The 25229-nt window shown below is 61.9% G+C and carries 23 protein-coding genes and 1 pseudogene; 9 read left to right on the top strand and 15 right to left on the bottom strand.

From position 1 onward, the window contains the following. Positions 1 to 30 precede the first annotated feature (30 nt). Complete coding sequence (locus tag NKI67_RS16770) at positions 31 to 1296, bottom strand: NAD(P)/FAD-dependent oxidoreductase (RefSeq protein WP_352568592.1); 1266 nt, start codon at positions 1294 to 1296, stop codon at positions 31 to 33. Between the two features lie 180 nt (positions 1297 to 1476). Here NKI67_RS16770 and NKI67_RS16765 point away from each other — a divergent pair, with 180 nt between their 5' ends. Next, the gene (locus tag NKI67_RS16765) at positions 1477 to 2133 is read left to right on the top strand and encodes a 5-formyltetrahydrofolate cyclo-ligase (RefSeq protein ID WP_023675098.1); all 657 of its coding nucleotides are present in this window, start codon (positions 1477 to 1479) and stop codon (positions 2131 to 2133) included. A gap of 13 nt (positions 2134 to 2146) precedes the next feature. On the opposite strand, the gene NKI67_RS16760 is transcribed toward NKI67_RS16765, so the two are convergent. Beyond that, positions 2147 to 2620, bottom strand: a complete 474-nt coding sequence (locus NKI67_RS16760) for an Lrp/AsnC family transcriptional regulator (RefSeq protein ID WP_023675099.1) — start codon at positions 2618 to 2620, stop codon at positions 2147 to 2149. 156 nt (positions 2621 to 2776) lie between these two features. On the opposite strand from NKI67_RS16760, the gene ald reads away from it, so the two are divergent. Continuing rightward, on the top strand, positions 2777 to 3892 hold the full coding sequence (gene ald / locus NKI67_RS16755; protein ID WP_023675100.1) for an alanine dehydrogenase: 1116 nt from the start codon (positions 2777 to 2779) through the stop codon (positions 3890 to 3892). 248 nt (positions 3893 to 4140) lie between these two features. Here the strand turns inward: ald and NKI67_RS16750 are convergent, their stop codons facing one another. The 6 genes from NKI67_RS16750 to NKI67_RS16725 form a co-directional block, all read right to left on the bottom strand. Then, complete coding sequence (locus tag NKI67_RS16750; protein WP_023675101.1) at positions 4141 to 4608, bottom strand: DUF1203 domain-containing protein; 468 nt, start codon at positions 4606 to 4608, stop codon at positions 4141 to 4143. Positions 4609 to 4685: 77 nt separating this feature from the next. Further along, positions 4686 to 5492: a 4-hydroxy-tetrahydrodipicolinate reductase gene (gene dapB, locus NKI67_RS16745; protein ID WP_352646045.1), complete on the bottom strand. Its 807-nt coding sequence runs from the start codon at positions 5490 to 5492 to the stop codon at positions 4686 to 4688. 150 nt (positions 5493 to 5642) lie between these two features. Beyond that, positions 5643 to 6206, bottom strand: a complete 564-nt coding sequence (locus NKI67_RS16740; protein WP_352448953.1) for a GNAT family N-acetyltransferase — start codon at positions 6204 to 6206, stop codon at positions 5643 to 5645. A 5-nt stretch (positions 6207 to 6211) separates the two neighbouring features. Then, positions 6212 to 7063: a 3-mercaptopyruvate sulfurtransferase gene (gene sseA / locus NKI67_RS16735; RefSeq protein ID WP_023675104.1), complete on the bottom strand. Its 852-nt coding sequence runs from the start codon at positions 7061 to 7063 to the stop codon at positions 6212 to 6214. Positions 7064 to 7098: 35 nt separating this feature from the next. Further along, positions 7099 to 7842: an alanyl-tRNA editing protein gene (locus NKI67_RS16730; protein ID WP_023675105.1), complete on the bottom strand. Its 744-nt coding sequence runs from the start codon at positions 7840 to 7842 to the stop codon at positions 7099 to 7101. Continuing rightward, positions 7842 to 8876: a cysteine synthase A gene (locus tag NKI67_RS16725; protein ID WP_023675106.1), complete on the bottom strand. Its 1035-nt coding sequence runs from the start codon at positions 8874 to 8876 to the stop codon at positions 7842 to 7844. Before NKI67_RS16725 ends, NKI67_RS16730 begins: the two co-directional genes overlap by 1 nt. Positions 8877 to 9091: 215 nt before the next feature. On the opposite strand from NKI67_RS16725, the gene NKI67_RS16720 reads away from it, so the two are divergent. Continuing rightward, positions 9092 to 9913, top strand: coding sequence for an SDR family oxidoreductase (locus NKI67_RS16720; protein ID WP_352457508.1), 822 nt, complete (start codon positions 9092 to 9094; stop codon positions 9911 to 9913). Between the two features lie 28 nt (positions 9914 to 9941). Further along, positions 9942 to 10058 (top strand): annotated as a pseudogene (locus tag NKI67_RS16715) (alpha/beta hydrolase); the annotation flags it as partial. Positions 10059 to 10196: 138 nt separating this feature from the next. Here NKI67_RS16715 and NKI67_RS16710 read toward each other — a convergent pair. After that, complete coding sequence (locus NKI67_RS16710; protein WP_352646043.1) at positions 10197 to 11615, bottom strand: DEAD/DEAH box helicase; 1419 nt, start codon at positions 11613 to 11615, stop codon at positions 10197 to 10199. 388 nt (positions 11616 to 12003) lie between these two features. On the opposite strand from NKI67_RS16710, the gene NKI67_RS16705 reads away from it, so the two are divergent. Both NKI67_RS16705 and NKI67_RS16700 read left to right on the top strand, forming a co-directional pair. Continuing rightward, a complete protein-coding gene (locus tag NKI67_RS16705; RefSeq protein ID WP_352646041.1) occupies positions 12004 to 13536 on the top strand; it encodes an acyl-CoA carboxylase subunit beta in 1533 nt (510 codons plus the stop codon). Between the two features lie 7 nt (positions 13537 to 13543). Beyond that, positions 13544 to 14083 carry a hypothetical protein gene (locus NKI67_RS16700; protein WP_352646039.1) on the top strand — a complete coding sequence of 180 codons (540 nt, stop codon included), beginning with the start codon at positions 13544 to 13546 and terminating at the stop codon, positions 14081 to 14083. Between the two features lie 43 nt (positions 14084 to 14126). Here the strand turns inward: NKI67_RS16700 and NKI67_RS16695 are convergent, their stop codons facing one another. Beyond that, positions 14127 to 16130 carry a hypothetical protein gene (locus NKI67_RS16695; RefSeq protein ID WP_352646037.1) on the bottom strand — a complete coding sequence of 668 codons (2004 nt, stop codon included), beginning with the start codon at positions 16128 to 16130 and terminating at the stop codon, positions 14127 to 14129. Next, positions 16127 to 17656, bottom strand: a complete 1530-nt coding sequence (locus NKI67_RS16690; protein WP_352457513.1) for an NAD(P)H-hydrate dehydratase — start codon at positions 17654 to 17656, stop codon at positions 16127 to 16129. Before NKI67_RS16690 ends, NKI67_RS16695 begins: the two co-directional genes overlap by 4 nt. Before the next feature lie 352 nt (positions 17657 to 18008). On the opposite strand from NKI67_RS16690, the gene NKI67_RS16685 reads away from it, so the two are divergent. Continuing rightward, positions 18009 to 18347, top strand: a complete 339-nt coding sequence (locus tag NKI67_RS16685; protein WP_019857988.1) for a P-II family nitrogen regulator — start codon at positions 18009 to 18011, stop codon at positions 18345 to 18347. Between the two features lie 54 nt (positions 18348 to 18401). After that, positions 18402 to 19811 (top strand): type I glutamate--ammonia ligase, encoded by a 1410-nt coding sequence (gene glnA / locus NKI67_RS16680; protein ID WP_352577835.1) that lies wholly within the window; start codon positions 18402 to 18404, stop codon positions 19809 to 19811. Positions 19812 to 19926: 115 nt separating this feature from the next. Here the strand turns inward: glnA and NKI67_RS16675 are convergent, their stop codons facing one another. After that, complete coding sequence (locus NKI67_RS16675; RefSeq protein ID WP_352646035.1) at positions 19927 to 20967, bottom strand: glutamine synthetase beta-grasp domain-containing protein; 1041 nt, start codon at positions 20965 to 20967, stop codon at positions 19927 to 19929. A gap of 317 nt (positions 20968 to 21284) precedes the next feature. On the opposite strand from NKI67_RS16675, the gene NKI67_RS16670 reads away from it, so the two are divergent. Further along, a complete protein-coding gene (locus NKI67_RS16670) occupies positions 21285 to 21479 on the top strand; it encodes a DUF2735 domain-containing protein (RefSeq protein ID WP_023675117.1) in 195 nt (64 codons plus the stop codon). An 85-nt stretch (positions 21480 to 21564) separates the two neighbouring features. Here NKI67_RS16670 and NKI67_RS16665 read toward each other — a convergent pair whose 3' ends face one another. The 3 genes from NKI67_RS16665 to NKI67_RS16655 form a co-directional block, all read right to left on the bottom strand. Further along, entirely contained in the window at positions 21565 to 23454 is a 1890-nt protein-coding gene (locus tag NKI67_RS16665) for an MFS transporter (RefSeq protein WP_023675118.1), read from the bottom strand. 185 nt (positions 23455 to 23639) lie between these two features. Next, positions 23640 to 24431 (bottom strand): ATP12 family chaperone protein, encoded by a 792-nt coding sequence (locus tag NKI67_RS16660; protein ID WP_023675119.1) that lies wholly within the window; start codon positions 24429 to 24431, stop codon positions 23640 to 23642. Positions 24432 to 24433: 2 nt separating this feature from the next. Further along, on the bottom strand, positions 24434 to 25229 hold a 796-nt coding region (locus NKI67_RS16655), incomplete at its 5' end, for a DMT family transporter (protein ID WP_352646031.1).

Here is a 25229-nt window from a genome sequence, read left to right as displayed (position 1 = left end):
ACGCGCCGATGAATGTCCGGCAGCGAACAATCAGCCCTTATCGTCGTCGCCCTGGGTGATCAGCCGCGCGCTGCGCTGACCGGTGAAGTAGATCCATAGCCAACTCAGGGAAACCGCAAGCCGGTTACGAAAGCCGATCAGGAAGTAAATATGCGCCAAGCCCCATAGCCACCAGGCAAGCCGGCCGGTAAGCTTGATCCAGCCGAAATCGATGGCCGCCGCGCGCTTGCCTATCGTCGCCAAATCGCCGTCATGCCTGTAGCTGAAAGGACGCGGTGTCGCGTCACCGGCAAGCCTTGCCTTGATCGCCGTGGCGACGTGCCGTCCCTGCTGCTTGGCGGCGGGCGCGACGCCCGGCACCAGCCGGCCATCCGGCCGCAGGACGTGCGCTGCGTCACCGATGACGAAAATCTCCGGGTTTCCCGGCGCACTCAGGTCGGGCTCGACAAGCACTCTGCCCGCGCGGTCCGCTGCCGCGCCGAGCCATTCGGCGGCCGGCGAAGCGGCTACGCCCGCCGCCCAAAGAATTGTCCTGGCCGGCAAATGCCTGTCGCCGAAGACGACACCCTCAGCATCGCAGCGCGTAACCGCTCGGCCGAGTTCGACGGTCACGCCGAGCCGTTCGAGCGCCTTCATTGCATAATCGGAGAGTTCCGGCGCGAAATTGGCAAGAACGCGGTCGCCGGCCTCAATCAGCACCACACGCGTCTGCCGCGTGTCGATGTTGCGGAACTCGCCGCGCAGCGTGTCGTGCGCCAGTTCGGCAATGGTGCCGGCCAATTCCACGCCGGTCGGCCCGCCGCCGACGATCGCCAGCGTCAGCAATGCCTGGCGCTGGGCGGGATCGGTTTCCCGCTCGGCCTGCTCGAAAGCCAAAAGAATACGCCGTCGAATGGTCGTGGCGTCCTCCAGCGTCTTCAGGCCCGGGGCGAATGGCTCCCATTCGTCATGGCCGAAATAGGCGTGCCGCGCGCCGGTGGCCAGCACCAGCGTGTCGTAAGCGACCGTGCCGCCGTCCTGCAGCAGCACCCGCTTGCCGGTGCGGTCGATGCCAGTCACAGTGGCAAGCAGCGTCGTCACGTCCTTGCGCCTGCGCAGGAGATGGCGGATCGGCCAAGCCACTTCGGAGGTGGCCAGGGCCGTCGTCGCCACCTGGTAGAGCAGCGGCTGAAAGAGGTGATGATTGCGCCTATCGATCATGGTGATGCGCACCGGCGCGCCGGCAAGTGCGCGGGTGAATTCGAGGCCGCCGAAACCGGCGCCTACGACGACGACGTGATGGTTGGCTATGTTCATCTCACTCATCCCTCTCGCCAAGGCTGATGTAAGTATCCTTGTGCAGTGCAGCAATGCCTGCGCTGCAACTGCCTGGGACTCGTCTCTTGATGTCGTGAATACGCATGCTGCAGACTCATTCCCGGATATAGCTTACGTCCCGGATACGACTTGGTCGGAACAGTATATTGCAGGTGAAGCATGGCTAGGAATGAAGATGAAGACTCAGCGCAGTACGCCTCGCCGCCTTGTTTTATGCACGAGCTTGATCCGGAGTTCCAAGCGCCGCTATCCGACTGGACCGACGTAAGGCGCTGGCGCAAGGCCGAGCGCGAGCGGTTGATCGTATCCCGCCTTGCCGTTTCGGCCGACACGCGCGCAGCTATGTCGCAGCGCATTGCCGAAGGGCTCGACGCGGTGATCGGCGACATCGCCGGCCGCATGGTCAGCCTCTACTGGCCGTTTCGCGGCGAGCCGGACCTGCGCCCGTGGATGGAAACCGTTAACGCGCGGGGCGGGCGCACGGCGTTGCCCGTCGTCGTCGAGAAAGACCGGCCGCTTGTCTTTCGCGCCTATACCCACGGAGACCGGCTGGAGAAGGGCGTCTGGAATATCCCGATACCGGCCGAGGGTGATCCGGTGTTGCCCGACATCGTCATTTCGCCGATCGTCGGCATCGATCCCGGGCAGTTTCGCCTGGGTTATGGCGGCGGCTTCTTCGATCGCACGCTTGCCGCGATGCCCTTCAAACCGCTGGTCATCGGCGTCGGCTACGAACTGCAGCGCATCGTCACCATCTACCCGCAGCCGCACGACATTCGGATGGACCGTGTGGTGACCGAGGCAGTCAACACCTAGGCGAGTTCGGGGCCTAGGCGAGTTCAGGCTTCATTCCCACGGCCGTGCGATCGACGATTTCGCGCAAGGCAAAAGACGAATTGATCTTCGTCACATGCGGCATTGCCGACAGCCACTCCTTGTGGATGCGTTCGTAGTCGACGAGATCCTTTGCCGCGATGCGCAGGATGTAGTCATATTCGCCCGACATCAAATGGCAGGACAGGACGTTCGGGCAGCGCTTTATCGCTGCCTCGAAATCCGACAACGTCTTCTCGAATTGCCCGGACAGCGATATATGTACGATCGCCGTCATCTGGTGCCCAAGTGCAGCGTTGGACAGCCGTGCGTGATAGCCGCGGATGGTTCCGGATTTCTCCAGATTGTCCAGCCGCCGCGAACAGGCCGACTGCGACAGGCCAACCTTCTCGGCGAGCGCTGCGTTGGGTATCCGCCCGTCTTTCTGCAGCGTCTCGAGAATGGCGATATCAATCCTGTCGAGCGGCATTTTTGCGGGTTCCTGCGATAATTCTAATGTTTTGCGCAACGATTATCGAACAGTGGCCTCTCTGGCAAGCGCATTCGCAAACACTTGCCGAACGATTCGTGGTTCACTATCTCTAGACAGGGAACGAGCCCCAAAGGGCCGGATCAGGAGAAAAAGATGCGCGTCGGTTGCCCCCGGGAAATCAAGAACCATGAATACCGCGTCGGCCTGACACCGGGTTCGGTCCGTGAATATGTCGCGCATGGCCATGAAGTGCTGATCGAGACCGGCGCCGGCGCCGGCATCGGCGCCGATGACAACGCGTATCGCGCCGCCGGCGCCACGATTGCCAAAACGGCCGCCGACGTTTTTGCCAAGTCTGACATGATCGTGAAGGTCAAGGAGCCGCAGCCCAACGAATGGGTTCAGCTCCGCGACGGCCAGATCCTCTATACCTATCTGCATCTTGCCCCGGATCCGGAGCAGACCAAGGGCCTGCTGGCCTCCGGCGTGACCGCGATAGCCTACGAGACGGTCACCGACGAGCGCGGCGGTCTGCCGCTGCTAGCACCGATGTCGGAAGTCGCCGGCCGCCTGTCGATCCAGGCGGGCGCAACGGCGCTGCAAAAGGCCAATGGTGGCCGCGGCGTGCTACTTGGCGGCGTGCCCGGCGTGCTCCCCGGCAAGGTCACTGTGCTCGGCGGCGGCGTCGTCGGCCTGCATGCTGCACGGATGGCCGCCGGCCTTGGCGCCGACGTCACCATCATTGACCGCTCGATCCCGCGCCTGCGTCAGCTCGACGACATCTTTGGCGGCCGCGTCCACACCCGCTACTCGACCGTCGAGGCGCTGGAGGAAGAATGTTTTTCGGCTGACATCGTCGTCGGCGCCGTGCTGATCCCGGGGGCAGCAGCGCCCAAGCTGGTGACGCGCGAAATGCTGTCGGGCATGAAGAAAGGCGCCGTGCTGGTCGACGTCGCCATCGACCAGGGCGGCTGCTTCGAGACCTCGCACGCCACCACCCATGCCGAGCCGACCTATGAGGTCGATGGCGTCATCCACTATTGCGTCGCCAACATGCCGGGTGCGGTGCCGGTCACCTCGGCCCACGCGCTCAATAATGCGACGCTGCATTATGGCCTGCAGCTCGCCGACAAGGGCCTCAAGGCGCTGGTAGACGACCACCATCTGCGCAACGGGCTGAACGTCCACAAGGGCAAGATCACGAATCGCGCAGTGGCCGAAGCGCTCGGTTACGACCTGGTCGAGCCGAAGGCCGTTCTCGCCGCCTGAGCTGTCCGAATCTGCCTCTCCAGTGCCCGTCGGATTCGTCCGACGGGTTTTTTCTTATGTCGAAAAACTGAAAAGTGTCGGGCGCGCGGAATAACCGGACAACAAAAAAGCGGAGCCAAAGCCCCGCTTCCTCGGTTGTCGAAAATTCCCGCCGGTTCATCCGCGGTCGGCAAATCGATCGACAGTGTGTTTCTACCGCTTGTATGCGACGGGAGTACGACAGCCCCAAGCCGGTGCAGCCTGTCCGGTTACGCGCGGTCGATCCGGCACTGATAGCAATTGTTGCGCGCCGAGCGGATGTGGACGTAAGCGATGTCGTCGCGTTCGAACAACGTCTCTGCCCGTGCGGCAATTGCGTCGGTCGGAATGACGCCGCCGCTGCCGTAAACGATGCGGTCGTCCTTGCCATAACCGCGCACAATGTAATCGCTGCTTTCGAGCATTTCGGGAAGCATTTTCCCCTCGGCGGCGCGTTCGCATTCTTTCGCATGCAGAAAGATCGGCCCCGTTTCGGCATAAGGCTGCAGCTCCGGAAAAGGCCGATAGGCCAAAACAAGATAGGCTTCTCCCACAGCAATATTTTTCAAGCAATGACGGCAAGGCACGCCGTCGCCATCCGAAAGTTGCCGCTCTGGCTTCAAGCCATAAGCATCCGGCCCGCCGCGCTGAAGTGCCCGGACAGCATTGGTTGGCAATGCTTTGAATTTTAGCGTCATGGCAAAATCTCCGGTGTCGTCGACCGGAAATTATGCTCGCAAGGCAGAGCTTCCCACCCGATTCCTGCCGAAATGGATCAATCCATCAGCGCGTCGAGACCACGAACCAGACCTTTGATCTGCTGTACCCGTCTGATGGCGAGCAGCGTGCCCGCCACGTAAGGCGCCGCGGACGAGCCGGCGTCGTGGCGTATGGTCAGCCGCTCGTCTGGCAGACCGAACAGCGCCTCGCAGGACAGGATGTAGGACGGCAGGCGAAGCGCGTGCACTTGCACCCCCTCGCCTGCGCCGACCGCACCACCGCGTGTGGCCGGCACGCCGGAGACCTCGGAGACCGGCTTTGCCGTTGAGGCCTTGCGGATGTCGGCCAGCGCTTCAGCAAGCTCTCGTGCGGTTCCGGAGGGCGCGTCGGGCTTCTTTGCACTAGCATAATCGATGACCTCGACATCCGGCACGTATTTTGCCGCCATAAGTGCAAACCGCTTCATCAGCGTGGCGGTGATGGAAAAGTTGCCAGCGACAACAACGCCGACGCCATTGGCGCGCGCCGCGGCGTCGATCTCGGCATAGTCGGCAGCTCCCAGTCCCGACGTGCCGATCACCGTGTGCCGTCCGTTGTCGATGGCGAGCAGCACATGGTCTTTCACGACATGCGGCTTGGTGAAGTCGACCAGCACGTCCGACGGCGCCTCCAGCGCCTCGGCCAGCGAGGCCGAAACGGCAATACCATTAGCCGGCATACCAACCAGCAGACCGGAATCCTGCCCCGCGCCGCTGCGTGATACAGCCCCGGCCAGCGCCATGTCGCCTTGCGCCCCGATCGCCGGAACCAGCGCTTTGCCGACCCAGCCGGTCGCGCCGGCCATTACCACGCGTATTGCCATCGTGCGATCCTCCATCACCCATCGGTTTTTAGACGATAGCGATATGGAAAGAGCCAAGCTCATTCAAGTCGGGCTCGCCTTTGAGTGTTGATCCAGAGACTCTGGGACATTGCAAAGACAAGCTGAAGCTCGGATGAACGGGCCTGAAAATCAGGGCCGCATGACGCTGGCCGCGCGCTCGGCAAAAGACATCGGATGTACGACCTCCTTTTTTTGCGCCACTGGCGTAAAGCCGAGTTTTTGATAGAGCGGCAGTGCTGCTGGGTGATCGAGGGTGCAGGTCTGCACCGTCACCCGCTTTGGCCCGTGCGACCAGGCTGCGGCGATTGCCGCACCGAGGAACCAGCGGCCGATGCCTTGCCCGGTCGCGTGCTCCATCATTCCGAAATAAGCGAGTTCCACTTCCTCCGGCAAATGCGGCTTGAGGTCGAAGAAGCCGGCCGGCGCACCATCCAGATAAAGCACCCTGATGTCGCGGTCCTCGCGGTGGATGCCCGCCGCAAGCTCCTCGTCGCTCAGCCTCAAAACATTGACCCAGTGCCATTTGCGGCCGACCCGATCCATCAAATAGCGGTAGAAATGCAGGGGAATGTCTTTGGTCTTGAGCAGCGCGATCTGGCGGTTGTACGGCAGCGGCGGCGAATAGGCAGGCGGCACATGCATTTCGAGAAACGTCACGGTGACATCGATGTCTTCCAGCGATCCGTCTTCCATCACCGTCAGTCCTTGCCCGTCACGACAGGCGTGTCGGAAAGCCCGCCCCATTCGGTCCATGAACCGTCATAAAGCCTGTTGTCGGCATGGCCAAGCGTCTCCAAAGCTAGCGTGACGGCTGCCGCGGTGACGCCCGACCCGCAGGAGGTGACGACCGGCTTCGACAGGTCGATGCCGGCTCCTTCGATCACTTTGCGCAGCCTGTCCTTCGGCAACAATTCGCCGTTTTCCGAAAGCGCCGAAAACGGCACGTTGTGCGCGCCCGGCATATGGCCGGAGCGGATGCCGGGGCGCGGCTCCGGCTCGGTGCCGGCAAAACGGCCAGGCGAGCGCGCGTCGGCGATCTGGCTCTCCCCCGTCTCGACGATCCGGCGCATGTCGGCAAGGCTGGCGACGCGGGCGGCATCGAAGTTGGCATAAAACACGCAAGGCGCGATCTTCGTCGGCTCCGCAGTCACCGGCCGTCCGGCGGCTTTCCAACGATCGAAGCCGCCGTCGAGTATATAGACCTGGAACACGCCCATGACGCGAAACAACCACCAGGCGCGCGGTGCAGAAAAGAACCCTGGCCCGTCATAGACAACAATCGTGTCATCGGCCGAAATACCCATCGCGCCGACATATTGCGCGAAATGCTGCGGCGACGGCAGCGTGTGCGGCAGAGCCGCGTCGGGGTCCGAAACCGCATCCTGGTCGAGGAAGCGGGCGCCTGGAATATGCGCTACGTCGTACTCGGCGCGCGCGTCACGCTTTTGCGCCGGCAGATACCAGGACGCGTCGACAATCGTCAGGCCGGGTTCGCCGAGCCGCTTCTGTAACCAATCGGCATCGATGGTGAAAGGACTGTCGTCGGCCATCTTTTCTCTCCTGTCCCGTCCGTCGCAGTCCTATATCAGGCTGGCGGCATAGGACCAAAGCGAATGCGGAAGCGCCGGTTCTCGCGGCCCTTCTTCTCGATCTTGCCGATATGGATCTCGCCGATTTCGCTGGTGCTCTTTACATGGGTGCCGCCGCAAGGCTGGCTGTCGATCGAAGCGTTCTCGCCGATGCAGACCAATCGGATCCTTCCCGTGCCGGCCGGGGGCCGCACATTCTTGGATTTCACCAAGCCCGGATTGGATGCCAGTTCCTCGTCGGAAATGAGCCGGGTGAAGATCGGGTGGTCGGCTCGCACCAGCTCCATCAGTCTGGCCGTCACGTCTTCCTTGGTAAAGCCGGCGTCCGGGATGTCGAAATCGATACGGCTGTCGTCCTCGGAAACCGCGGCGCCGGTGATCGGGAACGGACAGACGACGGTAAGCAGGTGGCAGGCAGAATGCATGCGCATCAGCAACTGCCGCCTCGGCCAGTCGATGGCGAGCCTCATGCGCTCGCCCACCTTTGGAACTGCCTGCTCCGGCGCCGGCACATGGATGATCTCGTCCTTGGTTTCGCCGGTGATCGTAGCGGCAATCGCTATGCCGGTGCCGTCGGCGCGTTCGAGGCTGCCGGTGTCGCCCGGCTGCCCGCCCGATGTGGCGTAAAACACCGTCCGGTCCAGAATGATGCCGCCGCGATCATTGACTGCGACGACGGTGGCGTCGGCCGTCCCCAGATAGGCGTCGTCACGAAACAGCGCTTCGGTCTTGTGCGCCATCACGCAACCCTTTCGAACGGTACCGAAATCGTGCTCTGTTGCTCCATCCAGCCCGGCACCGGCAGCTTCTTTTCGCGCAGGAATTCAGGATTGAACAGCTTCGACTGGTAGCGCGTGCCGTAGTCGCAAAGCATGGTCACGATGGTGTGGCCGGGGCCTAGCTCGCGCGCCAGGCGAATGGCGCCGGCAATGTTGATGCCCGTCGAACCGCCAACGCAAAGCCCCTCCTCCTGGATCAGGTCGAATACGATCGGCAGCGCGTCCTCGTCGGGGATCTGGAAGGCAAAATCGGGTGTAAAGCCTTGGAGGTTGGCGGTGATCCGCCCCTGCCCGATGCCTTCGGTGATCGAACTGCCCTCGGATTTCAGCTCGCCGCTGGTGTAGAAGGAATAGAGCGCTGCCCCCAGCGGATCGGCCAGCGCGATCTTGACCTGGTTGTTTTTGGCCTTCAGCCCGAAACCGACGCCTGCCAGAGTGCCGCCGGAACCGACCGCCGACACGAAACCATCCACCTTGCCGTCGGTCTGGTTCCAGATTTCTTCGGCCGTGGTGCGGATATGGCCGTCACGGTTGGCGACATTGTCGAACTGGTTGGCCCAGATCGCGCCATTCGGCTCGCTCTTCGCCATCTGCTCGGCCAGCCGGCCCGACAGCTTCACGTAGTTGTTCGGGTTCTTGTAAGGCACGGCGGGCACTTCGATCAGCTCGGCGCCGAGCAGTTTGATTGTATCCTTCTTCTCCTGGCTCTGGGTGTCGGGAATGACGATCACCGTGCGGTAGCCGAGCGCCTTGGCAACCAGTGTCAATCCGATGCCGGTATTTCCGGCCGTCCCCTCGACGATGACGCCGCCGGGCCGCAGCAGCCCGCGCTGCTCCGCATCGCGGATGATAAACAGGCCGGCGCGGTCCTTTACCGACTGCCCGGGATTCATGAATTCGGCCTTGCCCAGGATCTCGCAGCCGGTTGCTTCCGAGGCCTTGTTGAGGCGGATCAGGGGCGTGTTGCCGATCACGTCGATCACAGAACGGGGCATGGAGATTCCTTTGTGGGTGCGGCGAAACCCTAGAAACCCGAAGCTTCGGTTTCAAGGCAAGAATTTGCCTGGTCCAGTCGCATTTCGCACACTGCAATTCCTGCAGCCAGGAGCGCCCTACCGGTATTCATTTCAACCATGTACCGAAAAGCACTCTTTTCATTCGATTTCTTCACCGGTAGAGCACAGGCTAAGAAGAGCCGGCGGGGCGCAACATGACACTCTATCGGGCCAATCCGAAGCATGGCGTCGCCTGGATTACGGGCGGCAGCAGCGGTATCGGCCGTTCGCTGGCCAAGGATCTTGCCGCTCGGGGCTATGTCGTCGCGGTGACTGCGCCAGATGACCATCCGATCGATACTCTCATCGTCGAAACGGCGCAGATGGCGGGCCGTGTCGCAGCCTATCCTTGCGACGTGACCGACGAAAAACGCATGGCGAAGACGGTTGCAGCGATCGAGAAAGATCTCGGTCCGATCGTGTTGGCAGTGTTCAACGCTGGAAGCTATATCGCAACGCCGGGCGAGGATCTTGTGGCGCGCAATTTCCGTCGGTCTTTCGAAGTCAATTATTTTGGCATCATCAATGGCCTGCTGCCAGTCATCGAACGCATGCGCGTGCGCTCGCGCGGCCATGTCGTGCTGATCGGTTCGGTTACCGCCTATTTCGGCTGGCCCACCACCGCCGCCTATGGCGGCACCAAGGCGGCGGTCAATATCCTGGCCGAGTCGCTGAAATACGATTTCGACAAGATGAACGTCCGCATCCAGGTGATTAATCCGGGCTTTGTCGACACGCGGCTGACCGAAAAGAACTTCCTGCCGATGCCGGGCTTGATGCCGGTCAATCTGGCCTCGCGCCGCATCGCGCAAGGCATCGAATACGGCGGCTTCGAAGTCACTTTCCCACGCCGCCTGAGTTGGACGCTGAAGTTGCTCAGGATGCTGCCGAGGCCGTTCTGCCGATGGGTGATCAGCACGGTCACCCGCTGGAATGCGCGGCCACTGAATTTCGACCGCAAGCCGCCAGTCGAGTAGGATCGGTGATGGGCGAGCGATCGTGTTTGCGGGTCGCTGGGGCGCCGCACATGAATTGGTGCCGGTCGACGATACCGGCGACCCGGACAACCACGTCATTGCCGGCGACGCGCTGTCGCCATCGACCACGGCTTTCCTCGCGTAGCGGACCGTCGTGTGGATCGAGGCGGTGGTAAGGTGAACCAAAGGTCCCCAAGCAAGAGGGCGACCGAAGCATCGCTCCGGTCGCCCTCTTCAATCGTGTGTGACCAAGCCAGGCTTGGCCGACCGCAACACGGTCAGATTATGCGGCCCGCGCTGTTGGCCGTTTGCCGCCGAAGCGGCGCTTGTTATTGCCCTTGAAGGGCTTGGCGCCTTCCGGCTTGCGCTCGCCCGCAAAGGCCGGCTTGTCGCCGAACCGCTTCTTGCCGAAGCCGTTGTTTGCGCCGCCGGGCCGCCTGCCGTCGCGACGGCCATTGTGGTCGTTGCGATCATTGGCCGGTTCGAAGCTGCGCTCGTTCTTCTCGGCGGGATTGCGCTGCGGATCGGGGCTGCCGAGATGGTCGGCAACGATCGGCAGCTTGGTGCGGATGATGCGCTCGACCTGACGCAGCTTGCTGTTTTCAGACGGGTCGCAGAGTGTGATGGCGATGCCGTCCATGCCGTTGCGGCCGGTGCGGCCGATGCGGTGGACATAGCTCTCCGCCTCGTCCGGCAGGTCGAAATTCACCACATGGCTGATGCCGGGCACGTCGATGCCGCGTGCAGCAATGTCGGTCGCCACGAGAATGCGCACCGAACCCTCACGGAAATCGTTGAGTGCCTTCTGGCGGGCGTTCTGCGACTTGTTGCCGTGGATGACGGCGGCCTTGAAGCCGTCGCGCTCGAGATCCTTGGTCACCCTGTCGGCGCCATGCTTGGTGCGCGAGAAGATGATGACGGACTTCATCGCCTCATCGGCAAGCATGTTGGCCAGCACCTGGCGCTTCTGCTTGGTGCGGGCAAAGACGACACCCTGCACGATCTCGGCTGCCGCGGTGCTGTGAGGAGCGACTTCGACGCGGATCGGGTTCTTCAGCAGGCCTTTCGCCAGTTCGGCGATCTCGGCCGGCATAGTCGCCGAGAACAGCACCGTCTGACGGTCCGGCGCCGTCGCCTTGGCGATGCGCTTCACGTCGTTGATGAAGCCCATGTCGAGCATGCGGTCGCCTTCGTCGAGCACCAGCCATTTGGTGTCGGCAAGCATCAGGTCGCCTTCACGCACAAGGTCGGTCAGCCGACCGGGCGTTGCGATCAGGATGTCGACGCCGGGCGCAACCTTCTTCACCTGGCTGAAGCGCGAGACGCCGCCCAGCACGAGCGCGGTCGATACATGCGCGCCCTTGGCGAGCAGCTTGATCATCTCCTCGATCTGCACCGCGAGTTCACGTGTCGGCGCCAGGATCAGCGCGCGGGCCGTCTTCGGCCGGCGCTTGGTGCCAAGTGCGATGATCTTCGACAGGATCGGCAGCGCGAACGCCGCCGTCTTGCCCGAGCCGGTCTGGGCGATGCCGAAAATGTCGCGGCCTTCGAGCTGCGGCGGGATCGCCTGGGCCTGGATCGGCTTCGGATCGGTAAAGCCGGCGGCATTGGTGGCCTTGAGCAGTGCGCCGGTAATTCCAAGTGCGGCGAAACCGTTCAGTTCCCCAGCGTCCTTACCGATCAAAGTGTTTTCATTGGTCAAAATATTCTTCTTTCATGCGGCTCCTGGCCGCAAACATCAATGGGCGGCAGGGCGCAACCTGCCGTCGAAAATTGTCATGAAACGACAAGGCGGGCGGACGTCATCGTCCGCACGGCTGCGCTGTCGTGCCCGCAGGCATCATGCCACGGGGCTTTTTCGCCACCTTGCCGATCTGTCGGGAAGAGGGAAAACAGACGCAACCAGTCTCATTCGTCGAGAAGGCCGGATTATCCCGGCCCAAGCGCCTATGCCGCCGCATATGGCCCAGTTCCCATCGAAATGCAAGGGGCCCGATGCTGCAGCGCAGCAAAAGCCATAAGGAAGCGGCGCTTGCGCTCTCTCGCTGGCATGATTACCACAATGCAGCTTTCCGTTTCGGGGACCGGTCATGAAGGACGTGCTGAAGGAACTCGAGCGCCGCCGCGAGATCGCCCGCATGGGCGGCGGCCAGGCCCGCATCGACGCCCAGCACAAGAAGGGCAAGCTGACCGCCCGCGAACGCATAGACGTCTTTCTCGACGAGGGCTCGTTCGAGGAGTTCGACATGTATGTCGAGCACCGCTCGACCGATTTCGGCATGGAGAAAACCAAGATCGCCGGCGACGGCGTCGTTACCGGCTGGGGCACCGTCAACGGTCGCCCGGTCTATCTTTTCGCCAAGGATTTCACCGTGTTCGGCGGCTCGCTGTCCGAGGCCCATGCCGAAAAGGTGGTCAAGGTCCAAGAGATGGCGCTGCGCAATCGCGCGCCGATCATCGGCCTTTACGACGCCGGCGGCGCCCGCATCCAGGAAGGCGTGGCGGCGCTCGGCGGCTATGCCGAGATCTTCCAGCGCAATGTACTGGCCTCCGGCGTCATCCCGCAGATCTCACTGATCATGGGCCCCTGCGCCGGCGGCGATGTCTATTCGCCGGCGATGACTGACTTCATCTTCATGGTTCGCGAAACCTCCTACATGTTCGTCACCGGGCCGGATGTGGTGAAGACCGTCACCAACGAGACGGTCACCGCCGAAAGCCTCGGCGGCGCTTCTATCCACACGACGAAGTCCTCGATCGCCGACGGAGCCTACGACAATGACATCGAGGCGCTGCTGCAGATGCGCCGGCTGGTCGATCTGCTGCCCGCTTCCAACACGGCGGAAATTCCCGAGATCGAATGCTACCAGTCGGTCACCGATCACGATCTGTCGCTCGACAGGCTGATCCCCGACAATGCCAACAAACCCTACGACATCAAAGAGTTGATCCTTAAAGTTGCCGACGAGGGTGACTTCTTCGAGATCCAGCAGAATTTTGCGAAAAACATCGTCACCGGCTTCGGCCGTATCGAGGGCCGCACCGTCGGCTTCGTCGCCAACCAGCCGATGGTGCTGGCCGGCGTGCTCGATTCGGATGCCAGCCGCAAGGCGGCGCGTTTCGTGCGCTTCTGCGACTGCTTCGCGATCCCGATCGTCACCTTCGTCGACGTGCCGGGCTTCCTGCCGGGCACCGCGCAGGAATATGGTGGGTTGATCAAGCACGGCGCCAAGCTTCTGTTCGCCTATGCCGAAGCGACCGTGCCAAAGATCACCGTCATCACCAGAAAGGCCTATGGCGGCGCCTATGACGTCATGGCGTCAAAGCATTTGCGCGGTGACATGAACTATGCCTGGCCAACGGCGCAGATTGCAGTGATGGGCGCCAGGGGCGCGGTCGAGATCATCTATCGCAAGGACATCGGTGACGCGGAAAAGATCGCAGCGCACACAAAAGCTTACGAGGATCGCTTCCTGTCCCCCTTCGTTGCCGCTGAGCGTGGCTATGTCGACGAGGTGATCATGCCGCATTCGACCCGCCGCCGCATTGCGCGCGCTCTCAGGATGCTGCGCAACAAGGACATGCAAAACCCCTGGAAGAAACACGACAACATTCCGCTGTGAGGGGTGGATGTCGCGCCTGGTCCTCTATGTAGGAGCGCGTTTCGGCAGGTTTGCCGTCCTGCTTTTCGCCCTGCCGCTGTTCTGCCCAATAGTCTTATGGTTCTGGTTTCTCGACCGGCATCCGCTCGCCGTCATCGCGGCTGGCGTTGTTGCGATCCCAGCTGCGATGCTGGCCATCGTTCTGTTGATCGGGACATTGTTCGCCGGTTTTGGACCCAGCAAGGTGGACGGGATTACTCGGGAATCAGCCCCGAAATTGTGGGCTGTCTGGGAGAGTATTGCCGGCAAACACGCCAGTCACCTGTCGAGGCTTCCCATCCTGCAAGAATATGCGCAAAAGGCCTGGGACGCGCCAGATAACGAAAGCGCGGATCATCCGCCCTGGTCCGAACATTTGACTGCTCTTGGATTTAGCTCGGCTCCAGAGATAGAACCAGTTCTGGTTTCCGCCTTGTCGAGCCTGCTGAGCGATGAGATCGTCGCCGAACGCGTCCGGCATTTCGATGGTGAATGGACATCGAACATCGCCGACGCTCTTGAACGATAGCTGTCCATCTTGAACTACTGTGGCCAATGCCAGAGTCGGCAGCCTATTCCGCTTCCGCCGCGCCGAACCCGGCTCCCATCGTCGCGCGGACGGCGCCCGACCACGGCGTGGCGTGATTGTCGATGCGCATCTGGAAGATGAAATAGGTCGGCGAGCAGAAGCCGATGCCCTTCACTTTGCCGATACCGGGTGTATCGGGCGGCAGCGACTGACACATGTAATCCTCGCGGCAGAAATGGTCGGCCGAGCAGGCAGGACGATTGCCGCGATTGACGGCGCCGCCCAGGCACTGGTCGAAATTATTGGTCGCCACGCAGGTGTCGAATTTCTTGCCGCCGACCAGCCCGCAAATCTCGTTCGGCATCGGCTTGCCCGTCTTGAAGGCGGCAAAGCTGCGATCCCGGTCGTCGCAGCCGCGATAGGCGATACCCGCCGGCACACCGATCTTCGGCGGTCGGCAGGTGTAGGCGGCGCGCGAAATGCTTGGTGCGAACGCGGCGAACTGACTGGTGATGGTATAGCGGTCATTGAAAGGCTGTGCCGGGTTGCTGGCGATGGATCCCGTTAAACAGGGGTGGCCGGAAAACATGTCTTCGCTGTCCTTGGGCAACAGGCATTGCGCCAGCTTGGTGCGTACGCCGGACGCGGTCGCCAGCTGCGTGCAGACCGTGCCGCCGCCGCACTGCCATGTCGCGCCGAAGCGGGCCGCATCTTCCGGCATGAAGCACGGCATCGCCATTTCGGCCGGCGAATAGGCAATTTCGCCGGCATCGTTCCATGTCGCCGGCGGCGCGAAGGACAGCGGGCGGAAGCGGTTCGGTTCCTTGCCGTCGGCAGTCGCGTGCAGCCAGGCGACGCGGCGCGGGATGTCGGCGTGGAGATGCTGCGAGATGCCGACCTCGATGCGGTTGAGCGGCGAGGTCGTCTTGTCGTCGAGGCCGATGAAATGGAAGCCGGCGGTCGAGCCCGCCTGATGGCAGCCCTGGCAGGCGCCGTTGTCCAGCCGCTCGACCAGTGCCTCCGGCGTGCGCACCAGCTTCAGCGCGGAGAAATCGACACCAGCGAAATCCGCGGGCTGGAACAGTGGCGTGAACGGGTGGTTGGCCTGCCTTGCACTGCCGAAGGTCGACCACGAAATGACCTTCCTTGCCAAGAATTCATCGGGGATTTGGTAGACGCCGAGATCGACCGCCGCGACGCTGGTGCGGACATAGTCCGCAAGTCTTGCCTTCAGCGCGGCGTCTTCGGCAAGGCGTGCCGCATCGGGCGTGTTTTCCAGCGGCATTTCGCTGGCAGCCACGCCATCGATGCCGAAAATTCGCATGAGATAGGCAGCCTGCCCGCCGAATTCGGTCTCCTGGCCGGACGGGAAGCGCACCACTTGCGCATTGAGCTCGAGCTGCTTGAAGGTGAGCGCCGACATTTCCAGCGGGCCACCGGTCAGCCAGCCAGCATCGACGTTCTCGTCGAGCTGTGGTGCCCAGCGTCCGGCGACGCCGACACAGCCGCCGTCGGCATCCGGCGCGGCATCGTAGACGGCACTGAAATTGAACGGCAGGCGCGAGGCCAAAACCTTGCCGTTTTTCTTGAAACTATAGGATAAGCGATAGACGAAGCGCACTTCGCCGCAACTCGTATCGCCTTGCAGCGCGGCGAGGTCGCGCCGGTCGAGCCGGTTGACGATGCCGACGAGGCGGAAGCGCGCGGCATCGGTCCTCAGCCAGCGCATGTCCATGACACGGCCAACATTGCCGTCGGTCACCTCGTAGAGCGTGCGCCCGCCGGCCTTCATCTCGGCCCGCAATGCTGCGACGTCGCTTGCAATCGTTTCGACGATCGCGTGATAGGCCGGCGCCTTGTCGTAAAGCGTCTTCAAATCGGCCTTGCCATCGACGCCGAAAATGCGGGCGAACCCGTAACCGTTGCTGTCGAGGGCGGCGAGAACGGCCGGGTCGTCGACGATCGTCAGCGGAGTTTCGGCGTTCGCAGCCTGCGCCATGAATACGGCGCTGACGATCGCAACGAGCAGCGTGAACATGCGGTTCATTCGGCAGCTATCCCGCGACTTTCGATAAGCTCGCGCAGGACCGGCACCAGCGCCAGCGGCAGGTCCTCGGCGATCAGCCCCGGTCCGAAACGGCTGCCGGCCTCGGCATGGATCCAGACTGCCGCACAGGCCGCTTCAAAGGCCGGCATGCCCTGCGCCAGCAGCGCGGCGATGATGCCCGACAGCACGTCGCCCGAACCGGCGGTGGCCAGCCAAGGCGCGCCATTGGCGTTGATCGCCGCCCGGCCGTCCGGCGCCGCGATCACCGAGTCGGCACCCTTGTAGACGAGAGTGGCGTTGGCCCGTTCGGCTGCGGCGCGTGCCTTGGCGAGTTTGGACAGGTCCTTGTCCTCGGCGATATCTGAAAAAAGCCTGGCGAATTCGCCGTCGTGCGGCGTCATCACCAGAGCCGGCGCGCTCGGCCGGCTGGCGGCTTCGAACAGGGCATCCGGCGCGTCGCGAAACGAGGTGACGCCGTCGGCGTCGAGCACCAAGCCTTCAATCCCGCCGCCCTGCCCATGGGCGCCATTCAGCACGGCCAGGGCGAATTCGCGCGTCTTCTCACCAATGCCAAATCCCGGGCCGAGCACGAAGGCCGATGGCCGGCGGCTGCCGACGAATTCGTCCACATCCGCGACAGTGTCTACCTTGCGCAGCATGATCGAGGTCAGATGCGCCGCGTTCACATGGATGGCGTTCGCCGGCGACAACATGGTGACGGCCCCTGCCCCGCTCCTTGCCGCGGCAAGCGCCGACAGCCGCGCAGCACCCGTCGCCGACGGCCCGCCGGAAAAGACGCCGACATGGCCGCGTTTATACTTATGGGTGTCGACGGCCGGAACCGGAAAGCGGCCAAGCCAGAGCGCCGGAATGTTCTCGAATGTTCGTGGTTCAAGCTGCGCTACAACACTGTCGCTTATGCCGATATCAGCGAGCATGATTTCGCCGCACAGCTCGCGCCCCGGCAACAAAAGATGGCCTGGCTTTTTTCGCGCAAAGGTCACGGTGATTCGGACGCGGAAAGCCTGACCGAGGACATTGCCGCTCTCACCAGAGACGCCCGACGGCAGGTCGACCGCGACGACCGGCAAATTCAACTCCGCCACATTGTCGATCGCCTTGGCGGGGTCGCCGGAAAGCGGCTTGGACAGCCCCGCCCCGTAAAGCGCATCGACCACGATCGAGCCCGTCTCGGCAACGAAATCCGACAGCGGCCGAGCTTCAACCGGACACTCCGAGGCAGCGACTGCTGCATCGCTGCCTCCTTTAGGCGATCCGGACGCCCATACCGAAACGTCGACGGCGCTCTCCCGAAGGATGCGCGCCACGACATAGCCGTCGCCGCCATTGTTGCCGGGGCCGCAAAGCACGTGGACGCGCGTTGCGTTCGGGTAGCGCTTGAGTACTACGGCAGCAACCGCAGCACCGGCATTGCGCATCAGGCCGATGCCGTCGAATGGACCAGCGGCAATCGCCAGCCGGTCGGCCTCGGCCATGTCGGACGGAGACAGAAGTTCATTGCTCATGCGGGCGACATGCACATCCCCAAGCATTGTCCAGTTTTTGATCCGACGCAAACAACGAAGGTCCCCAAGCAATTTGGCGGCGTACATCGTTCGGGACGACGGCGCGCAGCTGCCCATGAAATACCCGATCTGCCCAATTTTTGTGCGGACGGCAGGACCGGCGGTGTGTAGGCTCGCGGCATTCATGGCGCATCCAACGCTGCGAATGACGCGAATGTACATTCCCGCGTGGCATGGTATCCAAATCATGTGAGGCCGTTCGGCGCCCCATCAATTGGCACAGTTCGTGCTTGATTGAGGCGCAAGCGGGGCTCACAACCCGTCTTTTTTGGCAGTGGAGGCCACTTTTTACATGAAAAAGATCGAAGCGATCATCAAGCCGTTCAAGCTAGACGAAGTGAAGGAAGCGCTTCAGGAGGCCGGCCTGCAAGGTATCACCGTTACCGAGGCCAAAGGGTTTGGCCGCCAGAAGGGCCATACCGAGCTTTATCGCGGCGCCGAATATGTCGTCGACTTCCTGCCGAAGGTGAAAATCGAGGTCGTGCTCGGCGACGATGCGGTCGAAGCCGCGATCGAAGCCATCCGCAAGGCGGCCCAGACCGGCCGCATCGGCGACGGTAAGATCTTCGTCTCCAATATCGAGGAAGTGGTGCGCATTCGCACCGGCGAAACCGGCATGGACGCCGTCTGAATTTTCCCGTTAAAAGGCCATGTTCAAAACGTCATCACATAGGGAAGCAGGGACATGACGACAGCCAAAGACATCATGAAGCAGATCAAGGACAACGACGTTAAGTTCGTCGATCTGCGCTTCACCGATCCGAAGGGCAAACTGCAGCACGTTACGATGGATGTCGTCGAGGTCGAGGAAGACATGTTTGCCGATGGCGTCATGTTCGATGGTTCCTCGATCGCAGGCTGGAAGGCGATCAACGAGTCCGACATGGTGCTGATGCCGGATTCCGATACGGTGCATATGGACCCGTTCTTCGCGCAGTCGACCATGGTCATCCTGTGCGACATCCTCGATCCGATCTCCGGGGAATCCTACAATCGCGACCCGCGCGGCACCGCTAAAAAAGCCGAGGCCTACATGAAGGCCGAAGGCATCGGCGACCAGATCTTCGTCGGTCCTGAAGCCGAGTTCTTCGTGTTCGACGACGTCAAGTACAAAGCCGATCCCTACAACACCGGCTTCAGGCTGGATTCCACCGAACTGCCGTCCAATGACGACACCGACTACGAGACCGGCAATCTCGGTCACCGGCCGCGCATCAAGGGCGGCTATTTCCCGGTGCCGCCGATCGATTCGGCACAGGACATGCGCTCGGAAATGCTCACCGTGCTCGCCGAAATGGGCGTGCGCGTTGAAAAGCACCATCACGAAGTGGCCGCCGCCCAGCACGAGCTCGGCATCAAGTTCGACACGCTGGTCCGCAACGCCGACAAGATGCTGATCTACAAATATGTCGTGCACCAGGTCGCCAATGCGTATGGCAAGACGGCCACCTTCATGCCGAAGCCGGTGTTCGGCGACAATGGCTCGGGCATGCATGTCCACCAGTCGATCTGGAAGGAAGGCAAGCCGACTTTCGCCGGCAACGAATATGCCGGCCTGTCTGAGAGCTGCCTGTTCTACATCGGTGGCATCATCAAGCATGCGAAGGCGATCAACGCCTTCACCAACCCGCTGACCAACTCCTACAAGCGCCTGGTGCCGGGCTATGAAGCGCCGGTGCTGCTCGCCTATTCGGCACGCAACCGCTCGGCCTCGTGCCGCATTCCGTTCGGCTCGTCGCCGAAATCCAAGCGCGTCGAGGTCCGCTTCCCCGATCCGGGCGCCAACCCCTATCTCGCCTTCGCCGCCATGCTGATGGCCGGCCTCGACGGCATCAAGAACAAGATCCACCCGGGACAGCCGATGGACAAGGATCTCTACGATCTGCCGCCGAAGGAATTGAAGAAAATCCCGACCGTCTGCGGCTCGCTGCGCGAGGCTTTGCAGAGCCTCGACAAGGACCGCGGCTTCCTTAAGGCCGGCGGCGTCTTCGACGACGACCAGATCGACAGCTACATCGAGCTTAAGATGGCCGAGGTGATGCGCTTCGAAATGACGCCGCATCCGGTCGAATACGATATGTACTATTCGGTGTGATCCGGATCGTTGCAGCCAATAGAAAAAACCCCGGCAGAGACGCCGGGGTTTTTATTGTGATGCGATTGGAGAGAAAGTCACGGCGCAGACCTGAGGTCCACGCCATGACGAATGCTCAAGCCGCGGCCGAAACCTCGGCGCTGGTCGGGACGGAGGCGATCGTCTTCAATATCTGCGAGGCGATCTGGTAGGGGTCGCCCTGCGAGTTCGGCCGGCGATCCTCGAGATAGCCCTTGTAGCCGTTATTGATAAAAGAATGCGGCACGCGGATCGAGGCGCCGCGGTCGGCGATGCCGTAGCTGAACCTGTTCCACGGCGCCGTCTCGTGCTTGCCGGTCAAACGCTTGTCGTTGTCCGGCCCATAGACGGCGATGTGATCCATCAGGTTTTTGTCGAAGGCCGCCATCAGCGCTTCGAAATACGCCTTGCCGCCGACTTCGCGCATATAGGCTGTCGAGAAGTTGGCATGCATGCCGGAGCCGTTCCAGTCGGTGTCGCCGAGCGGCTTGCAGTGATATTCGATGTCGATGCCGTATTTCTCGGTCAGGCGCTGCATCAAATAGCGTGCCATCCACATCTGGTCGGCGGCCTTCTTGGAGCCTTTGCCGAAGATCTGGAATTCCCACTGGCCTTTGGCCACTTCGGCGTTGATGCCTTCATGGTTGATGCCGGCGGCAAGGCAAAGGTCGAGATGCTCCTCGACGATCTGCCTGGCGACTGAGCCGACATTGCTGTAGCCGACGCCGGTATAGTACGGGCCTTGCGGCGCCGGATAGCCGCTCTCGGGGAAGCCGAGCGGGCGGCCGTCCTTGTAGAAGAAATACTCCTGCTCGAAGCCGAACCAGGCGCCCTCGTCGTCGAGGATGGTGGCGCGCTTATTGGAGGCATGCGGCGTCACGCCATCGGGCATCATGACCTCGCACATAACGAGCGCGCCATTGGTGCGGGCCGGATCCGGGTAGACGGCGACCGGCTTCAGAACGCAATCGGAGCTGTGGCCCTCGGCCTGCATGGTCGAAGAACCGTCGAAGCCCCACAGCGGAAGCTGGTCGAGCGTCGGAAACTCGGCATAGTCCTTGATCTGCGTCTTTCCGCGAAGATTGGGAACCGGGGTGTATCCATCGAGCCAAATGTACTCGAGCTTGTATTTCGTCATTCTAGCCTCTCGTTGCTTGATCACCGAACCCTGGATGGCGCCGGAGCAGGCCGGCCTATCCAGCAGCCGACCTGCCGGATTATCAAAAAGCAATTCGTGTGCCATTCTCGCCGGCGACGGGTGCGGCAAAGTGAGGTCGCATCGGCGCAAAATTGCCGGGCCGCTGCAAGGTGCGCTGGGATCACTCACAAGCATAGTTTGCATAAATAATGTGCAACTAGTGATCTTTTTATAATCATATTGCCTAATTCGATTGCTGAACCTATCTTGGGGAAAGGTTGAATCGGCTAGGTTCTGTCGAAGAAAGGAAACCGACAATGGAAATCACTTCCACTCGTCAGTCGGCCAAAATCCTGATGTTCCCGGTGGCAGCGCGCGTGTCTGCCTCAAATTTAAGCGGAAAGGCTAAGTTCGCGGCAGAACTTGCTTCTTTGCGCAACCGAACGGATTTCGGAAGTGCCTGGTATCATGAAGCAGCGATCGAGGAAGCGAACCAGGATCGGAAGAGCTAAGCCCTTCCCCTCCATGTAGTCGATAGATTGGAAAAGCCCGGCGCGATCGCTCGCACCGGGCTTTGCTTTGAACCGGACAGGCCGGCTACTGTTTGGTGTGCAGGTCCGTTCCGAGCGTATCCCTGACAAAGATCATGCCGATGATCAGCGACATCGCCGCGATCACCACTGGGTACCAGAGTCCGTAGTAGATATCGCCCTTGTAGGCGCTGAGCGCGAACACCGTCGCCGGCAGCAGCCCGCCGAACCAGCCATTGCCGATATGGTAGGGCAGCGACATGCCGGTGTAGCGGATGCGGGTCGGGAACATCTCGACCAGGATCGCGGCGATCGGCCCGTAGACCATCGTGACGAAGATCACGAGGATGAGCAGGATGCCGATCGTCATCGGCCAGTTGACCGCCGCCGGGTCGGCGAACATGGCGAAGGGACCGCCGCCCGGTACGGCGTAGACGGTGACCTCGGGAGCTCCCGCAGCCTCATCGGCAGTCAGCAGCTTGTCCTTGATCGCCTGGTCGGCCGGAACCATGGCCTTCTCGCCGGCGCGAATGGCGGCCGCATCGAGCTTCAGTTCGGGATTGGCCGCGATGAAGGCTTCGAGCTTCTGATCCGGCACCTTCGCCGCTGCCCGTTTCAGCGGATAGCCGCCGTCCTGAAGCGCCGTGTTTACCGCCTTGGCGAAAACAGCGTCCTTGGCCTTGGCTTGATCGCCGGCTGCGGTGGCGTCATACGACTCAACCGTCTCGTTGCCGATTTTGACCGACGCAGCAGTGCCGGGCGCTGCCGTGGCCACTACGTCATAAGGCACCGAGTTCTTGGTCAGAAACGAGGTGGCGATATCGCAGGACGTGGTGAACTTCGCCGTGCCCACCGGGTTGAACTGGAACTTGCAGTCTCCCGGTGCCGCGGTCACCGTCGCACGGGTGTTCTGCTGCGCGGTGGCGAGCGCCGGGTTGGCTGCCCAGGTCAGCGCCTTGAACAACGGGAAGGTGCAGACGATCGCCAGTGCAAGGCCGGCCATGATAATCGGCTTGCGGCCGATCTTGTCGGAGAGCCAGCCGAACACGACGAAGAAGATCGAGCCAACAGCCAAAGCAATCGCGATCATGATGTTGACCGATTGCGGATCGACCTTGAGCACGTTCTGCAAGAAGAACAGCGCGTAGAACTGGCCATTGTACCAAACTACGGCCTGACCGGCTGTGAGGCCGAGCAGCGCCAGCAGCGCGATCTTGGCGTTCTTCCACTGACCGAAGGCTTCTGACAGCGGCGCCTTGGAGCCTTTGCCTTCGTCCTTCATGCGCTGGAAGGTCGGCGATTCAGAAAGCGACAGCCGGATCCAGATCGAAATGCCGAGGAGGAGGAAGGAAACGATGAACGGAATGCGCCAGCCCCAGGCGGCGTAGGTTTCCTTGGTCATCGACCCCTGGACGATCAGGATGACGATCAGCGACAGGAACAGGCCGAGCGTTGCCGTCGTCTGTATCCACGACGTGTAGTAGCCGCGGCGATCGTCGGGTGCATGCTCGGCGACATAGGTGGCGGCACCGCCATACTCGCCACCGAGCGCCAGGCCTTGCAACATGCGCAAGATGATCAGGATCACGGGAGCGGCGATGCCCAAAGTCGCATAGCCAGGCAGCAAGCCGACCAGGAAGGTCGACAGGCCCATGATCGTCATGGTGACAAGGAAAGTGTATTTACGGCCGACAAGGTCGCCGATGCGGCCGAACAGCAATGCGCCGAACGGGCGCACGAGGAAGCCAGCGGCAAACGCCAGCAGCGCGAAAATATTGCGCGTCGCTTCCGGAATGGTTGGACTGAAAAAAGTCGAACCAATGAACACTGCCAGCGAGCCGTAGAGATAAAAATCGTACCATTCAAAAACGGTGCCGAGCGAGGAAGCGAAGATGACCTTCTTCTCCTCGCGCGTCATGCCGCGGCTTGTTTTGCCGGCGGTCGATGCCATTGCCATGAGCGTATCCTCCCGTGTGATTCTGTCAGTCCTCGATGCGGCACTTCATCGTCCGCGTTTCCTCGCAACGCAGACTCAGTGCAGCCATCGGTGCAAAAAATGACAGAAAGCAGTGCCCAGAGGCAGACCGCCTTTGGGATTATGACTTTGGTCTAATGTGCAGTGCGAAATCGCAGGCGGTGCCGTCAGCCTTTGAGAGCTTCGAGCAGCCTGACTGCGGCCATCATGTCGCGCTTGCGGGCCGCGCGGTGCGCGACGGCCTCGGCATCATGGCCCCATTGCTCGGCCTGCCAGTCCTCGTCGACATGACCGGCAGCCCAGGCCGCCTCGCCGTCGAGCTCGCCGAAGTCGACGGCCAGCGCCAGCAGCGCCGATCCGGTCAGCGACGTCATGACGTGGATGGCGGCAAGGCGCAGCGGATCGGCACGCTGGGCAAGATGCTGCCCAAGCAGCGCGATGGTCTCGCGCGGCTGCTCGACATGGATCACGCCTTCGGCGAGATGGAACCGGGCGCCGAGCGCGGTGCGCGCCCAGTCGATGACCGGATCCCAATGCTCGTTCTGCCGGTCGACCAGGCCCTGTGGCGCATCAGCGCGGTAGCAGAGCAGATCGGATGCGGCGAAGCGCAGGATGTCCTCCAGCACCGCCTGGGGATCACTGGCGACGCCATCGATCGCGGTGTTGACCAGACGCATCACCGGCATCGTCACCGGATCGATGGTCTCCTCCTGTGCGGCGAATTCCTCGGCGACGAGAGCAGCCGCCTTTTCGGTCGGCAGCGCCAGCAGCGCCTTGGCCGGCGTGCGGACGGGCTTGCCATCGAGATGGACGGCAAAACCGTCTTCGACCGGTGCTACCGCGACGGTCTTGTAGAAGCGCTTCGGCAGCGGCGTCTTCATCTGGATCTGGGCGCGACGCACCGGGTCCGGATCAGAGAGCTGCTTTCCAGCTTCGAGGTCGTTCAATATATCGCGCATGCTCATCCGGGACTTTGTTTTCGGGCCGGCCGGTTGACGATGATGAGTCCGGCGGCGATGAGGCCGAGTGCCAGGAAGATACGAACGGTCAGCGGCTCGTTCAAGAACACGGCGCCGCACAAAACACCAAACACCGGCGACAGGAAGGTGAAGCTCGACAGTCCAGATGCAGGGTAGCGCCGCAGCAGCCAGAACCACAGCACATAGGTGAACGCGACAACGTAGACGGCCTGGAACAGCAGAGCCAAGGCTGGCAAGACGGTAAAGTTGCGGACGGGCGGCCCGGCAAAAGGCATCACCAAAATGCCGACGACGGCGGCCCCGGCCAGCTGATAGAGCAGCAGCTTTTCGGCGCTGGCCGTCACCAGCTTCGACCGCTTGATGACGATATTGGTCACGGCCCACAGAATGCCGGCACCGAGACTGAGCAAATCGCCGCCCAATGTTGCGCCGCCATTGGCGCTCAGTTTATCGGAAAACACCGCGATCAGTCCGGCGAAAGCGAGCAGAAGACCAACGAGCTTGCGTGCCGTGATGCTTTCGCCCAGCAGGAAATGACCGCCAACCAGCATCCAGAACGGCATGGTGTTGACCAGCAAGGTATTGCGCACAACCGTCGTGTGCTCGAGTCCGACGTAGAGAAACAGGAACTCGAGACCAAAAAGCGCACCCGCCAGAATGCCAGCGACGAGGGTTTTGTCGGGCGTGAACAGCGCAATGCCGCGCCAGCGGCACCAGCCGAAAACACACAGGCCGCCGATCGCCGAGCGGGCGATGGACAGGAAAACAGGGTCGTAG

Origin of the sequence: Mesorhizobium sp. M0408, from assembly GCF_040321495.1 — a bacterium.
Lineage (GTDB): Bacteria > Pseudomonadota > Alphaproteobacteria > Rhizobiales > Rhizobiaceae > Mesorhizobium.
The sequence above is the reverse complement of the archived record's forward strand: the minus strand, read 5'-3'. Positions and strand labels throughout refer to the sequence as shown.